Origin of the sequence: Bradyrhizobium sp. IC3195 (genome assembly GCF_020193585.1) — a bacterium.
GTDB classification, from domain to species: Bacteria; Pseudomonadota; Alphaproteobacteria; order Rhizobiales; family Xanthobacteraceae; genus Bradyrhizobium; species Bradyrhizobium yuanmingense.
On sequence record NZ_JADYVG010000003.1, the window covers coordinates 561141 to 574081 of the forward strand.

At 64.5% G+C, this 12941-nt stretch carries 15 protein-coding genes; 13 read left to right on the forward strand and 2 right to left on the reverse strand.

Annotation, left to right across the window (positions count from 1 at the left end; genetic code table 11):
* Positions 1–32 precede the first annotated feature (32 nt).
* The 12 genes from I6F09_RS09955 to I6F09_RS10010 all read left to right on the forward strand — a co-directional run bounded on the left by I6F09_RS09955 (position 33) and on the right by I6F09_RS10010 (position 10852).
* Positions 33–1970, forward strand: a complete 1938-nt coding sequence (locus tag I6F09_RS09955) for a M3 family oligoendopeptidase (RefSeq protein ID WP_225187969.1) — start codon at positions 33–35, stop codon at positions 1968–1970.
* An 81-nt stretch (positions 1971–2051) separates the two neighbouring features.
* Positions 2052–2276, forward strand: coding sequence for an AbrB family transcriptional regulator (locus I6F09_RS09960; protein WP_225112936.1), 225 nt, complete (start codon positions 2052–2054; stop codon positions 2274–2276).
* A 12-nt stretch (positions 2277–2288) separates the two neighbouring features.
* The gene (locus I6F09_RS09965; RefSeq protein ID WP_225187970.1) at positions 2289–2684 is read left to right on the forward strand and encodes a type II toxin-antitoxin system death-on-curing family toxin; all 396 of its coding nucleotides are present in this window, start codon (positions 2289–2291) and stop codon (positions 2682–2684) included.
* Between the two features lie 97 nt (positions 2685–2781).
* Positions 2782–2934 carry an aa3-type cytochrome c oxidase subunit IV gene (locus I6F09_RS09970; RefSeq protein WP_225187971.1) on the forward strand — a complete coding sequence of 51 codons (153 nt, stop codon included), beginning with the start codon at positions 2782–2784 and terminating at the stop codon, positions 2932–2934.
* A gap of 140 nt (positions 2935–3074) precedes the next feature.
* Positions 3075–4202 carry a Re/Si-specific NAD(P)(+) transhydrogenase subunit alpha gene (locus I6F09_RS09975; RefSeq protein WP_225126284.1) on the forward strand — a complete coding sequence of 376 codons (1128 nt, stop codon included), beginning with the start codon at positions 3075–3077 and terminating at the stop codon, positions 4200–4202.
* 12 nt (positions 4203–4214) lie between these two features.
* Positions 4215–4532: a proton-translocating transhydrogenase family protein gene (locus I6F09_RS09980; RefSeq protein WP_035998681.1), complete on the forward strand. Its 318-nt coding sequence runs from the start codon at positions 4215–4217 to the stop codon at positions 4530–4532.
* Between the two features lie 39 nt (positions 4533–4571).
* The gene (locus tag I6F09_RS09985; protein ID WP_035998685.1) at positions 4572–5969 is read left to right on the forward strand and encodes an NAD(P)(+) transhydrogenase (Re/Si-specific) subunit beta; all 1398 of its coding nucleotides are present in this window, start codon (positions 4572–4574) and stop codon (positions 5967–5969) included.
* Between the two features lie 211 nt (positions 5970–6180).
* Positions 6181–6978, forward strand: a complete 798-nt coding sequence (locus I6F09_RS09990; protein WP_225187992.1) for an alpha/beta hydrolase — start codon at positions 6181–6183, stop codon at positions 6976–6978.
* 4 nt (positions 6979–6982) lie between these two features.
* The gene (locus I6F09_RS09995; protein WP_225187972.1) at positions 6983–8410 is read left to right on the forward strand and encodes a sodium:proton antiporter; all 1428 of its coding nucleotides are present in this window, start codon (positions 6983–6985) and stop codon (positions 8408–8410) included.
* A gap of 48 nt (positions 8411–8458) precedes the next feature.
* Positions 8459–9556 carry an ionic transporter y4hA gene (locus I6F09_RS10000; protein WP_035998688.1) on the forward strand — a complete coding sequence of 366 codons (1098 nt, stop codon included), beginning with the start codon at positions 8459–8461 and terminating at the stop codon, positions 9554–9556.
* Between the two features lie 12 nt (positions 9557–9568).
* On the forward strand, positions 9569–9853 hold the full coding sequence (locus I6F09_RS10005) for a cupin domain-containing protein (protein WP_035998690.1): 285 nt from the start codon (positions 9569–9571) through the stop codon (positions 9851–9853).
* 93 nt (positions 9854–9946) lie between these two features.
* Positions 9947–10852: a hypothetical protein gene (locus I6F09_RS10010; protein WP_036021950.1), complete on the forward strand. Its 906-nt coding sequence runs from the start codon at positions 9947–9949 to the stop codon at positions 10850–10852.
* A 26-nt stretch (positions 10853–10878) separates the two neighbouring features.
* On the opposite strand, the gene I6F09_RS10015 is transcribed toward I6F09_RS10010, so the two are convergent.
* Both I6F09_RS10015 and rpsU read right to left on the reverse strand, forming a co-directional pair.
* A complete protein-coding gene (locus I6F09_RS10015; protein ID WP_074447704.1) occupies positions 10879–11529 on the reverse strand; it encodes a tetratricopeptide repeat protein in 651 nt (216 codons plus the stop codon).
* Between the two features lie 101 nt (positions 11530–11630).
* Positions 11631–11927 carry a 30S ribosomal protein S21 gene (rpsU, locus tag I6F09_RS10020; RefSeq protein WP_008546194.1) on the reverse strand — a complete coding sequence of 99 codons (297 nt, stop codon included), beginning with the start codon at positions 11925–11927 and terminating at the stop codon, positions 11631–11633.
* 259 nt (positions 11928–12186) lie between these two features.
* On the opposite strand from rpsU, the gene aqpZ reads away from it, so the two are divergent.
* Positions 12187–12909, forward strand: a complete 723-nt coding sequence (aqpZ, locus tag I6F09_RS10025; RefSeq protein WP_225183501.1) for an aquaporin Z — start codon at positions 12187–12189, stop codon at positions 12907–12909.
* Positions 12910–12941 lie beyond the last annotated feature (32 nt).

Here is a 12941-nt window from a genome sequence, read left to right on the forward strand (position 1 = left end):
GCCGCGATTGTTGAACACAGGTTTCCCACACAATGAATTCGCGCTCCAAGTCCGCCTTGAACAAATCTACCTTGAACAAGTCCGCTCTCAAGAAGTCCGCTCCCGGCAAGCCCGCTCTCCGCAAGCCAAGCACCAAAAAATCCGCCCCCAAGGCAAGGCCCTCCAAAGCTGCACCCTCCAAAGCTGCGAGCAAGACCGGCAAGCTTCCGGAGTGGAACCTGGCCGACCTCTATTCCGGGATCGAGGCGCCGGAGGTGGCGCGCGACCTCGAGAGAATGGATGCCGACTGCGTCGCCTTCGAGACGGACTACAGGGGCAAGCTGGCGACAGGGACAGCAAACGAAGATGGCGGAAAGTGGCTCGCCGAGGCGGTGCGACGCTATGAGGCGATCGACGATCTCGCCGGCCGTCTCGGCTCCTATGCCGGGCTCGTCCATGCCGGCGACAGTGTGGACCCTGCGATTTCAAAGTTTTACGGCGACGTGTCCGAGCGGCTGACGGCGGCGTCCACGCATCTGTTGTTCTTCGCGCTCGAGCTCAATCGGATCGATGACGATATTTTGAATCGCGCGATGCAGGCCGCCGAGCTCGCGCACTACGGTCCCTGGATCGAGGATCTGCGCAAGGAGAAGCCGTACCAGCTCGACGACAAGCTGGAGCAGCTTTTCCTGGAGAAGGCGCAGACCGGCTATTCAGCCTTCAACCGGCTGTTCGATCAGACCATCTCCAGCCTCCGCTTCAAGGTCGGCGCCAAGGAGCTCGCGATCGAGCCGACGCTGAATCTGCTGCAGGATCGCGACGGCGCCAAGCGCAAGAGCGCGGCGGAGGCACTGGCGAAGACCTTCAAGGCCAATGAGCGCACCTTTGCGCTGATCACCAACACGTTGGCCAAGGACAAGGACATCTCCGACCGCTGGCGCGGCTTCAAGGACGTGGCCGATTCCCGCCATCTGAACAATCGTGTCGAGCGCGAGGTCGTCGATGCGCTGGTCGCCTCGGTGCGCGCAGCCTATCCGAAACTGTCGCATCGCTATTATGCGCTGAAAGCGAAATGGTTCGGCAAGAAGCGGCTGGCCTATTGGGACCGCAACGCGCCGCTGCCTTTCGCGGCGACCGATGTCATCGCCTGGCCGGAGGCGCGCAGCATGGTGCTGACGGCCTATCGCGGCTTCTCGCCCAAAATGGCCGATATCGCCGAGCGCTTCTTCACCGACCGCTGGATCGACGCGCCGGTCCGGCCGGGCAAGGTGCCCGGGGCGTTCTCGCATCCGACCACGCCGTCAGCGCACCCTTACGTTCTCATGAACTACCAGGGCAAGCCGCGCGACGTGATGACGCTCGCGCATGAGCTCGGCCATGGCGTCCATCAGGTGCTCGCGGCAAAGAACGGCGCGCTGATGGCGCCGACGCCGCTGACCCTGGCGGAGACCGCGAGCGTGTTCGGCGAAATGCTCACCTTCAAGCGGCTGCTGGCCCAGACCAAGAGCGCGAAGCAGCGCCAGGCGCTGCTCGCCGGCAAGGTCGAGGACATGATCAACACCGTGGTGCGGCAGATCGCGTTCTATTCCTTCGAGCGTGCGGTCCACACCGAGCGCAAGAACGGCGAGCTCACCGCGACGCGGCTCGGCGAGATCTGGCTGTCGGTGCAGGGCGAGAGCCTTGGACCGGCGATCGAGATCAAGGCGGGCTACGAGAACTACTGGATGTACATCCCGCACTTCATCCATTCGCCGTTCTATGTCTACGCCTACGCGTTCGGCGACTGTCTCGTGAACTCGCTCTATGCCGTCTACGAGAACGCGGCCGAGGGGTTCGCCGAGCGCTATCTCGACATGCTCGCCGCCGGCGGCACCAAGCACTATTCCGAGCTGCTGCGGCCATTCGGGTTAGATGCGAAGGACCCAAAGTTCTGGGACGGCGGACTCAGCGTCATCGCCGGAATGATCGACGAGCTGGAGGCGATGGGCTGACGCATTCGCCATCCGTAAAACATCCGTTGAACCGACTCGTTGGTTGTGTTATACAAGTGTATAACGCGCCGGAGGTCAGCCATGAAAATTGAGATCAAGAAGATCGGCAATTCGGATGGTTTGCTGTTGCCACGCGAGCTGATGCAGCGCCTCGATCTCAAGCGCGGCCAGCAATTGCATGTAGTGGAATTGCCTGGTGGTGGTTTTCAGCTGCTGCCCTACGACCCCGATTTCGAACGGACGATGGAGATCGCCGACGAGATCATGGATAAGTATCGCGACACGCTCGCTACGCTCGCAAAATAGCTGGCGATGCGCATGAGCGATCCTCAGGAGCCGCTCTGGGTCACTTACGAGCAGGCTGTCGCAATTCATGGTCGACAGCTCCGGCGCTTCGGCGGTGCGCCGGGATTGCGCGACGAAGGCATGCTGCGCTCGGCGCTGGAGCGCCCGATCAACGAATGGCGCTCGGAACAGGCGCCGTTGGACGAACTCGCTGCAGCCTATGCATTCGGCCTCGCGAAAAATCATGCATTCGTCGATGGAAACAAGCGCATCGCCTTCATGGCCATGATGGCTTTTCTTCGCAAGAACGGCGTAGCTTTCAGCCCCGATCCCGCGGAAGCGACAACGATCATCCTCTCCATCGCCGCCGGCGAAGTCAGTGAGGAGAGTCTGACGCGATGGATCCGGGACAATTGGAATTCCAAATGACCCGATTTGCGGGAAAACCCCGCCTCGGTGCCGTTGCCCTGTCTAAATCTTTCAGGTATCCCAGCCCGAGAATTCGACGTTCGACTGGGGACATTCCATGGCTGACCATAGCGAAGTGGCGTACACCACCGCCGACGGCAACGACTACGTTGCCCACGAGCAGACCTATGAGGGCTTCATCAGGCTGGTGAAGTACGGCACGGTCTCGGTCGCGCTCATCGTGATCCTGATGGCGGTCTTTCTGACCTGATCCATCGTCGGCTGCATCCGCCAACGCCGGCGGCTGCTCATTAAATTTGCATACAAGCCGGTTTCAAAACCGGTATCCAAACGTTGCGGGAGTAACGCTAAGTTCGCGTGCGCGTTTTTGTCCGCGTCGCCGGAGGGCCTATGAAGATCGCCGTTGCCAAAGAAATAGATCCGTCGGAGCCGCGGGTCGCCGCTTCGCCTGATACGGTGAAGAAGTTCAAGGCGTTGGGCGCCGAGATCGCCGTCGAGCCGGGTGCCGGCATCAAATCGGGCCTGCCGGATTCCGAATTCACCGCGGTCGGCGCCACCGTCAGCGCTGACGCGCTCAAGGACGCCGACATCATCATCAAGGTGAAGCGCCCTGAGGCATCCGAGCTGGCGCAGTACAAGCGCGGCGCCCTCGTCATCGCCATCATGGACCCCTACGGCAACGATGCCGCGCTGAAGACGATGGCCGATGCCGGCATCGCCGCCTTCGCGATGGAATTGATGCCGCGCATCACCCGAGCGCAGGTGATGGACGTGCTGTCCTCGCAGGCCAACCTCGCCGGCTACCGCGCCGTGATCGAGGGCGCCGAAGCCTTCGGCCGCGCCTTTCCGATGATGATGACCGCAGCCGGCACCGTGCCTGCCGCAAAGGTGTTCGTGATGGGCGTCGGCGTCGCCGGCCTCCAGGCGATCGCGACCGCGCGCCGTCTCGGCGCCGTCGTGACCGCGACCGACGTGCGGCCCGCCACCAAGGAGCAGGTGGAATCCCTCGGCGCGAAATTCCTCGCTGTCGAGGACGAGGAGTTCAAGAACGCGCAGACCGCCGGCGGCTACGCCAAGGAAATGTCGAAAGAATACCAGGCCAAGCAGGCCGCGCTCACCGCCGAGCACATCAAGAAGCAGGACATCGTCATCACCACCGCGCTGATTCCGGGCCGCCCGGCGCCGAAGCTCGTCAGTGCCGACATGGTCAAGTCGATGAAGCCCGGCTCGGTGCTGGTCGATCTCGCCGTCGAACGCGGCGGCAATGTCGAGGGCGCCAAGGCCGGCGAAGTCGTCGACCTCGATGGCATCAAGATCGTCGGCTACACCAACGTTGCGGGTCGCGTTGCGGCCTCGGCCTCCAGCCTCTACGCGCGCAACCTGTTCTCCTTCATCGAGACCATGATCGACAAGAAAGAGAAGAAGCTCGCCGTCAACTGGGACGACGAACTCGTCAAGGCTACCGCGCTGACGAAGGACGGCGCCGTGATCCACCCTAACTTCCAGCCGAAAGCTTAAGGAGAGATTGCCATGGAGCACGCTGCACAGGTCGTCGACCCCTTCATCTTCCGGCTGTCGATCTTCGTCCTCGCCGTCTTCGTCGGCTATTTCGTGGTGTGGTCGGTGACGCCCGCGCTGCACACGCCGCTGATGAGCGTGACCAACGCGATCTCCTCGGTGATCGTGGTCGGCGCGCTGCTCGCCGTCGGCGTCGGCATGGTTTCGAGCGGCTCGGGCTGGGCGCGCGGCTTCGGCTTCGTCGCGCTCGTCTTCGCCTGCGTGAACATCTTTGGCGGCTTCCTTGTCACCCAGCGCATGCTGGCGATGTACAAGAAGAAGTCGAAGTAAGCGGCCACCTCGGGCTGAAGGGATCAATGGGGACCTGAGATGAGCGCCAATCTCTCTGCATTCTTGTATCTCGTGGCGGGGGTGCTGTTCATCCTGTCGCTGCGCGGGCTGTCGAGCCCGGCAACCTCGCGCCAGGGTAATCTGTTCGGCATGATCGGCATGGCGATCGCGGTCGCCACCACGCTGGCGAGCCATCCGCCGGCGGATGGCGTGGCCTGGGTCCTCGTGATCCTCGCGGTCGCGATCGGCGGCGGCATCGGCGCGGTGATCGCCCGCCGCGTGCCGATGACCTCGATGCCGGAACTGGTCGCCGCCTTCCACTCGCTGGTCGGCATGGCCGCGGTGCTGGTCGCTGCCGGCGCGTTCTACGCGCCTGAGGCCTTCGACATCGGCAAGCCTGGCGCCATTCATGCATCAAGTCTGGTCGAAATGTCGCTCGGTGTCGCCATCGGCGCGCTGACCTTCACCGGCTCGGTGATCGCCTTCCTGAAGCTGTCCGCGCGCATGAGCGGCGCGCCGATCATCCTGCCGTTCCGCCACATCATCAACATCGCGCTGGCCGTCGCGCTGGTGTTCTTCATCGTCCGTCTCGTCCTCACCGGCGGCGCGTTCGACTTCTGGATGATCACCATCATCGCGCTGGCGCTCGGCGTGCTCATGATCATCCCGATCGGCGGCGCCGACATGCCGGTCGTGATCTCGATGCTGAACTCCTATTCGGGTTGGGCGGCCGCCGGCATCGGCTTCACGCTCGGCAATTCCGCGCTGATCATCACCGGCGCGCTGGTCGGTTCCTCGGGCGCGATCCTGTCCTACATCATGTGCCACGCGATGAACCGGTCCTTCATCTCGGTCATCCTCGGCGGCTTCGGCGGTGAGACCGCGGCGGCCGGCGGCGCCACGGGCGAGCAGAAGCCCGCCAAGCTCGGCTCGGCGGACGATGCGGCCTTCATCATGAAGAACGCCTCCAAGGTCATCATCGTGCCCGGCTACGGCATGGCGGTGGCGCAGGCCCAGCACGCGCTGCGCGAGATGGCGGACATGCTCAAGAAGGAAGGCGTCGAGGTGAAATACGCCATTCACCCGGTCGCCGGCCGCATGCCCGGCCACATGAACGTGCTGCTGGCCGAAGCCAACGTGCCCTATGACGAGGTGTTCGAGCTCGAGGACATCAACTCCGAATTCGCGCAGGCCGACATTGCCTTCGTGATCGGCGCCAACGACGTCACCAACCCGGCGGCCGAAGAGGACAAGACTTCGCCGATCTACGGCATGCCGGTGCTCCAGGTCTGGAAGGCCGGCACGGTGATGTTCATCAAGCGCTCGCTGGCGTCGGGCTATGCCGGTATCGACAATCCGCTGTTCTACCGCGACAACACCATGATGCTGCTCGGCGACGCCAAGAAGGTCACCGAGAACATCGTCAAGGCGATGTGACGGGGGGAGGGACCGTGGCCATCAATTAGGAATGGCACCAGTCCGATCGCATGCCGCCCAAGGCGTGCGCGAGCAGCGCGTCGCCTGGCACGCTGCCCACAAGGCGGCGTGCAGCTGCCGCGACGTTCCGGCGAGCCTGCGACCGACGTCATGAAATTGCTGCGGAGCCGTCGCAAGCCCTAGTCTCAAGCGAGGGAGCGGCCGCGCAATGATGAGCATTGTCAAGTGGATCGCCATCGTGCTCCTGACCGTCTATTGCGCCGGTCTCCTCGTGCTGTACGTCCGCCAGCGCGAGATGCTGTTTCCGATCCCGCCCGCCGGCCGCACCGCACCCGATGCTGCGGGCCTTCCCGAGGCGCAAGAGCATGTCCTGACCACGTCTGATGGCGAGCAGGTCATCGTCTGGCACGTGCCGGCCAAGCCCGGTCGTTCCGTGATCCTCTACTTCCACGGCAATGGCGATTTTCTCGCCGGCCGCGTTGGTCGTTTCAAGGCGATGACCGCCGACGGCACCGGCCTCGTTGCGCTGTCCTATCGCGGCTATGGCGGCTCGAGCGGGATGCCGAGCGAGCAGGGCCTGCTGCGCGACGCTGCAGCCGCCTACGCGTTCACCACCGCGCGCTATGCGGCGGAACGAATCGTCGCCTGGGGCTTTTCGCTCGGGACGGGCGTCGCGGTCGCGCTCGCCTCGGAGCGTCGCGTTGGAAAACTCATCCTGGAGGCGCCCTATACGTCGACGGCCGACATTGCGGGGTCATCGTTCTGGTTCGTTCCGGTCCGCCTTCTGATGCGCGACCCGTTCCATTCGGACCAGCGCATGTCGCGCGTCACGGTGCCGCTGCTCGTCATGCATGGCACCAATGACCTTGTCATTTCGATCGTCTTCGGAGAGCGTCTGTTCGCGCTCGCCCGCGAGCCCAAGCGGTTCGTTCGCATCGAGGGCGGCGGGCACGACGATCTCGATCAATATGGCGCGATCGAAACGGCGAGAGGCTTCATTGGCGGCTGACGGCTTGGCTCAACGTTACATCCCCGCGCTCGCTGCCTCCTGCTTGACGCTTCTGCCGCAGAATGCGCTTGCCGCGACCGGCCTCGATGGTGCGGCGATGCGCTGGCCTTATGCGCTGCCCTTTGCCGGCTTGTTGCTGTCGATTGCAATGGGGCCGCTGCTGTTGCCGAAGATCTGGCATCACCACTACGGCAAGATCACCGCCGCCTGGTCGCTGCTGGCGCTCGCCGCGCTCGTCGTCTTTGCCGGCGGCGCGGCGACCTTGGCGGCGCTGGTCCATGCCATGCTCGCCGAATATCTCGGCTTCATCGTGCTGCTGTTCGCTCTCTATGTCGTGGCCGGCGGCATCCTCATCACCGGCGACATCAAGGGCACGCCGGCGGCGAATGTCGGCATCCTCGCGCTCGGCACGCTGGGGGCGAGCATCGTCGGCACCACGGGTGCCGCGATGATCCTGATCCGCCCCTTGATCCGCGCCAACCGGCAGCGGCGCCACAACACCCATGTCGTCATCTTCTTCATCATCCTGGTGGCCAATGTCGGCGGCGCGCTGAGCCCGCTCGGCGATCCCCCGCTGTTCGTCGGCTTCCTGCATGGCGTTGACTTCTTCTGGACCACGCGGACCATCTGGTTGCAGACCGCACTCGTCGCCGTCCTGCTGCTCGCGATCTTCGCCGTCGTCGACGTCTGGCGCTTTCGCAGTGAGCCGCCGCCCGCCGACACAGGCCGGGGAGAGCCGTTGCGCATCCGCGGCCTTGTCAATCTGGTGCTGATCGCAGCCATCGTCGCCAGCCTTCTCGCTTCGGCGATGTGGAGGCCCGACATTGCCTTCGACATTTTCGGTACCAAGCTGGAGCTGGAGGACGTCGCGCGCAACCTGGCGCTGCTGGCCATCGCGGCGCTGTCGGTGTGGCTGACGCCCGACGAGCACAGGCAGGCCAACGGCTTCACCTGGGAGCCGATCCGCGAGGTCGCAAAACTGTTCGCGGGCATCTTCGTCGCCATCATCCCGGTCATTGCCATGCTCAATGCCGGCCATCACGGCGCGTTCGCCTGGCTGCTGTCGGCGGTGACGGCGCCGGATGGCGCGCCGCGCGAGGTCGTTTATTTCTGGTTCACCGGCCTGATGTCCGCGTTCCTCGACAATGCGCCGACCTATCTGCTGTTCTTCGAGCTCGCCGGCGGCAATCCGCAGGTGCTGATGCATCAGCTCTCGGGCACGCTCGCCTCGATCTCCATGGGAGCGGTCTACATGGGAGCACTCACCTATATCGGCAACGCGCCGAACTTCATGGTGAGCAGCATCGCCCGCGAGAACGGCGTCGCGATGCCGAGCTTCTTGGGTTATCTCCTGCGCGCCGGCGCCGTGCTGATCCCGCTGTTCCTGTTGCTGACGTTCCTGCCGGTCGCACCGATCCTGCACTGGCATTGAATCCGCCGGCCGATTTGCTATTGCTCGCGTTCGTAGTTGGAGCCGATGATGAGCGCGCATGATCCGATGCCCCGGTCGGCCTGGGTCTTTCCGGCGCTGGCCCTGCTGTTGTTCGCAGCCGTCAGCGCCACGGATTACGTCTTCACGCTGTCGTTTGGCGGTCTTCTCTTCACCGTCGTCCTTCTGGTCATCCTGTTCGGCACGGTGTTCGCGGCGGTTCATCATGCCGAGGTGATCGCGGAGCGGGTCGGCGAACCCTACGGCACGCTGGTGCTGACGCTCTCGGTGACCATCATCGAGGTCGCGCTGATCACCACGATCATGCTGGGCGACAAGCCTGCCCCGGCACTGGCGCGCGACACCGTGTTCGCCGTGGTCATGATCGTCTGCAACGGCCTCGTCGGGCTCTGCATCTTCATCGGCGGCCTGCGCTATCGCGAGCAGGGTTTTCAGCTCTCCGGCGCCAACGTCTATCTCAGCGTCCTGTTCGCGCTCGCGACCATCACGCTGATCCTGCCGAACTACACCACCACCACGCCGGGGCCTGTCTATTCGGCGGTCCAGCTCGGCTTCGTCGACGTGGTCACGCTGGCGCTCTATGCGGTGTTTCTCTACACCCAGACGGTCCTGCACAAGGATTACTTCGTCCACGAGCGGGCGTACGCCGGCAGCGGCGAGGTGCATCTGTCGGGCAGGATGCTGGTGCTCAGCGTCGTGCTGCTGCTGATCGCGCTGCTGGCGGTCGTGCTGCTCTCCAAGAAATTCTCGCTGGTGGTCGACGCCGTCGCGGCCAAGATCGGCGCGCCGCCGGCCTTTGCCGGGCTTCTGGTCGCGCTTCTGATCCTGATGCCGGAAGGCGTCGCGGCCGTCTCGGCGGCCCGCCAGAACGACCTCCAGAAGAGCATCAACCTCGCTCTGGGATCGTCGCTGGCGACCATCGGCCTGACCATTCCTGCCGTCGGCGTCGCCACTTACGCGCTCGACAAGGAGCTCGAGCTCGGCCTCGGCGCCCAGGGCAGCGTGCTCCTGCTGCTGACCTTCTTCCTGAGCATGCTGACCTTCGGCACGGGCAGGACCAATGTCCTGTTCGGCCTGGTGCATATGGTGGTATTTGCCGTCTACGTGTTCATGGTTTTCGTACCCTAGAAGGAGCTTCCGGTGCTTGCCGCCCAGTCCGAGGTTCAGGTCGACAACGAAGAGGTCCGGGTGACGGAATGGCGGCTTGCCCCCGGCAGCGCCACCGGCCATCACACCCATGGCATGGACTATGTGATCGTTCCGCTCGCCGCCGGCGAGATGACCATCGTCGCGCCCAATGGCGAAAGGTCCAAGGCGCAGCTTGCCGCCGGGAAATCCTATTTCCGCAAGGCCGGCGTCCAGCATGACGTACTTAACGAAACCTCAACTGAGATCGTGTTCCTTGAAATTGAGCTGAAACGCTAGGGTCGCGCCACCGTTTGCCATCGATCCGTCGCAGTTGATCCCTCACAATGCCCTAAAGTTCCCGCATCAGGTCGCGCGGGGAGTGTGGTCGGAATGCTGAAATACCTCGCAAAAATTTCGATGGATATTTTCCCCTCGGTGCTCGCGACGATCATCGGGGCCTACATCGTCAATCATTACATCAACGCCAAGCCGGCCGCCGACACCCCAGCCGCCGTGACCGCGCCTGCCCAGACCGGCAGCGACGGCAAACCCACCGATACCGCCAACCTTCCCGCCTCCGGCGTCAAGGCCAAGGGCATCCCCGAGAAGAGCGTGACGGACAAGGCGGCGGTCGAGAAGCCGGTCGATCATCCGCCGGCCGCCGAGACCAAGGCCGCAGACGTGGCTCCCGCTGACACCGGTCCGCGCGGACGTCCCTCTGCCCGCGACAAGGCCGCGGCGAAATCCGCACCGGCGGCTTCTGCTCCCGTGGTTGAGGCCAATTCGGCCCCGACGGCGGCTTCCGCGGCTCCCGACGCCAACGATCTGGCGCGTGCTGCGATCGAGCGCCTGCGCAAGTCGCCCGAGGGCAAGGCTGCCGAGGCCAGGTCGTCGGAAACCAAGCCTGCCGAGGCTCGCGCGTCGGAGACCAAGCCGGCTGAGCCTGCGGTGCGGGACGCCGCGCGCACGCCGGAGGCTCCGCGTGTCGTGAATGTGGAGCCGTCTCCAGTCCGTCCGCTGCCGCCGCCGATCAATGTCTCGACGCCCTCACCCGAGGCCTATGGCAATGGGGGCTCCAATCCGCCCTACACGGCCTCGATCGGCAACGATGATCCGAATCGGGTGACGCCGCCGGCCGACATTCCCGTGCCGGTCATCGCACCGCCGCTCGACCTGCGTGCCGATGCGGGCGCCGCCCTGCCGCGGCCGAAGAAGACCAATGTCGCCGACGAGATGCTGTCGGGCATGAAGTCGATGTTCAACGCCGTTCTGCCCAAGAGCGCCACGCCCGACTAGAACTCCGCTCAGCCTCCGCCAAACCGTCAGCCGCCGACGCGGGCGAGACCGCTGCGAGCGGGTTCGTCGCGTGGACGAAGCGCAACCGCCTTGGTGTAGGACGCCGCCGCCTTGGCTTTGTCGCCCAAGCGCTCATAGACCTGACCGCGCGCGGTCCAGACCTGGGCATTGTTCGGATCGGCCTCGGAGGCTTCGTCGAGATCGGCTGCGGCCTCCTTGACCTTGCCGAGCGCGAGATAGCTGTTGGCGCGGCCCAGCAGCGGCTCGGCCTTTTGCGGGTTGAGTCCGCTGGCGGCGCTGAAATCGGCGATCGCGAAGTCGTGCTGGTTGTTGCCCTGGTAGATCAGGGCGCGGCCATAGAGCGCCTGCGCATTGTAGGGATCGAGGCCGATCGCGCGATTGAACTCGTCGAGCGCTGCCGCGGCCTCGCCTGACTTCGCCAGAGACTGAGCCTTCGCGGTATGGGCCTGGGCTTCGGTGACGTTGCCGGCGCTCACCGCGCTCTCGGCCGGCGCGGCGGCCTTGGGGGCCTCCTGCGGCTTGTCCTTCTCCGGCATCAGTGATCCCAGATCGAACGAGCAGCCGCCCAGCACGATCCCCGTCAGGGCCGCCGCGAGCGGCGGCTGCCAGATCCGGCGCCGTCGCGGAAGGCCGCGCTGGGAGAAAGGGGAGGCCATCTACGGTTGGCTCGCGCTAGAGCTTGATCCGACAAGTCCTCAAAACAATAACGCGGGCCTGGGGCCCGCGTCATCGAAAACTAGAGTCTTGCTGAATCGGCTCAGCGCGGTCCGCGCGGACCTGCGCCGGGGCCGCCACGACCGCCGCGATCACCGCCCGGGCCGGCGCCGAACACCGGCTTCGGCTTCATCGGCAGCAGGCCTTCGCGCTGCAGCTTCTTGCGGGCCAGCTTGCGCGCGCGGCGCACGGCTTCGGCCTTTTCGCGGGCCTTCTTCTCGGAGGGCTTCTCGTAATGACCGCGGAGCTTCATCTCGCGGAAAATTCCCTCGCGCTGCATCTTCTTCTTCAGCGCCTTGAGGGCTTGATCAACATTGTTATCGCGAACGAGAACCTGCACGCGGCATCCTCTTCAGGTGGATCGGATTTGAATTCTGGTAAGTCAAAGGGGATGGCGAAACGCGCAAGCCCTTAACCTTGAGCGCGCGGATGTATCAGACAAAACCGCAGATGTCCACCGGCCAAGCGGATTTTCGGGCCAAGTTCGGCCATTAAATGCGGCGAAAATACCTCCATGCGGCCCCGATTTGGGCGATTTGGCGCCGAGGACGGGGCCGCACCGGAGCTTTGTTCCGGAATCTTTGCAATGAGGGACTACAATGGACATCAAAAAATATGCTGCCGAAGCCATCGGCACCTTCTGGCTGACATTCGCGGGCTGCGGAAGCGCGGTGATCGCCGCCGGCTTCCCGCAGGTCGGGATCGGGCTGGTCGGCGTGTCCCTGGCTTTCGGATTGAGCGTCGTCACCATGGCCTACGCGATCGGCCACATCTCCGGGTGCCATCTGAATCCGGCCGTCACGGTCGGTCTCGCCGCCGGCGGCCGCTTTCCGGCCGGCCAGATCCTGCCTTATGTGATCGCCCAGGTGGCGGGCGCGATTGTCGCCGCATCGCTGCTCTATGTCATTGCGAGTGGGGCGCCCGGCTTCGACGTCAGCAAGGGCTTCGCCTCCAACGGCTATGGCGCGCATTCGCCCGGTCAGTACAGCATGATGGCCGGCTTCCTCACCGAGGTGGTGATGACCATGATGTTCCTGTTCATCATCATGGGGGCGACCCATGGGCGCGCGCCGGCGGGATTCGCACCGCTGGCGATCGGGCTCGCGCTGGTGATGATCCACCTCGTCAGCATTCCCGTCACCAACACCTCGGTGAACCCGGCGCGCAGCACCGGCCCGGCGTTGTTCGTCGGCGGCTGGGCGCTGTCACAGCTGTGGCTGTTCTGGGTCGCGCCGCTGATCGGCGGCGCGCTCGGCGGGGTGATCTATCGCTGGCTCAGCGAGGAGCCCAGCGGCATCGTTGCGGGTGTGAAGACGGCGTGATCGCAATCACCCGACGGGATTGCAGCTCTTGC

Excerpts from the sequence above, each read along its gene's own strand:
- I6F09_RS09965 (WP_225187970.1), top strand. The coding sequence starts at position 2,289 with ATGAGCGATCCTCAGGAGCCGCTCTGGGTCACTTACGAGCAGGCTGTC.
- I6F09_RS09990 (WP_225187992.1), top strand. The coding sequence starts at position 6,181 with ATGAGCATTGTCAAGTGGATCGCCATCGTGCTCCTGACCGTCTATTGC.
- I6F09_RS10010 (WP_036021950.1), top strand. The coding sequence starts at position 9,947 with ATGCTGAAATACCTCGCAAAAATTTCGATGGATATTTTCCCCTCGGTG.
- I6F09_RS09955 (WP_225187969.1), top strand. The coding sequence starts at position 33 with ATGAATTCGCGCTCCAAGTCCGCCTTGAACAAATCTACCTTGAACAAG.
- I6F09_RS10000 (WP_035998688.1), top strand. The coding sequence starts at position 8,459 with ATGAGCGCGCATGATCCGATGCCCCGGTCGGCCTGGGTCTTTCCGGCG.
- I6F09_RS10015 (WP_074447704.1), bottom strand. The coding sequence starts at position 11,529 with ATGGCCTCCCCTTTCTCCCAGCGCGGCCTTCCGCGACGGCGCCGGATC.
- I6F09_RS09975 (WP_225126284.1), top strand. The coding sequence starts at position 3,075 with ATGAAGATCGCCGTTGCCAAAGAAATAGATCCGTCGGAGCCGCGGGTC.
- aqpZ (WP_225183501.1), top strand. The coding sequence starts at position 12,187 with ATGGACATCAAAAAATATGCTGCCGAAGCCATCGGCACCTTCTGGCTG.
- I6F09_RS09980 (WP_035998681.1), top strand. The coding sequence starts at position 4,215 with ATGGAGCACGCTGCACAGGTCGTCGACCCCTTCATCTTCCGGCTGTCG.
- I6F09_RS09985 (WP_035998685.1), top strand. The coding sequence starts at position 4,572 with ATGAGCGCCAATCTCTCTGCATTCTTGTATCTCGTGGCGGGGGTGCTG.
- I6F09_RS09970 (WP_225187971.1), top strand. The coding sequence starts at position 2,782 with ATGGCTGACCATAGCGAAGTGGCGTACACCACCGCCGACGGCAACGAC.
- I6F09_RS09960 (WP_225112936.1), top strand. The coding sequence starts at position 2,052 with ATGAAAATTGAGATCAAGAAGATCGGCAATTCGGATGGTTTGCTGTTG.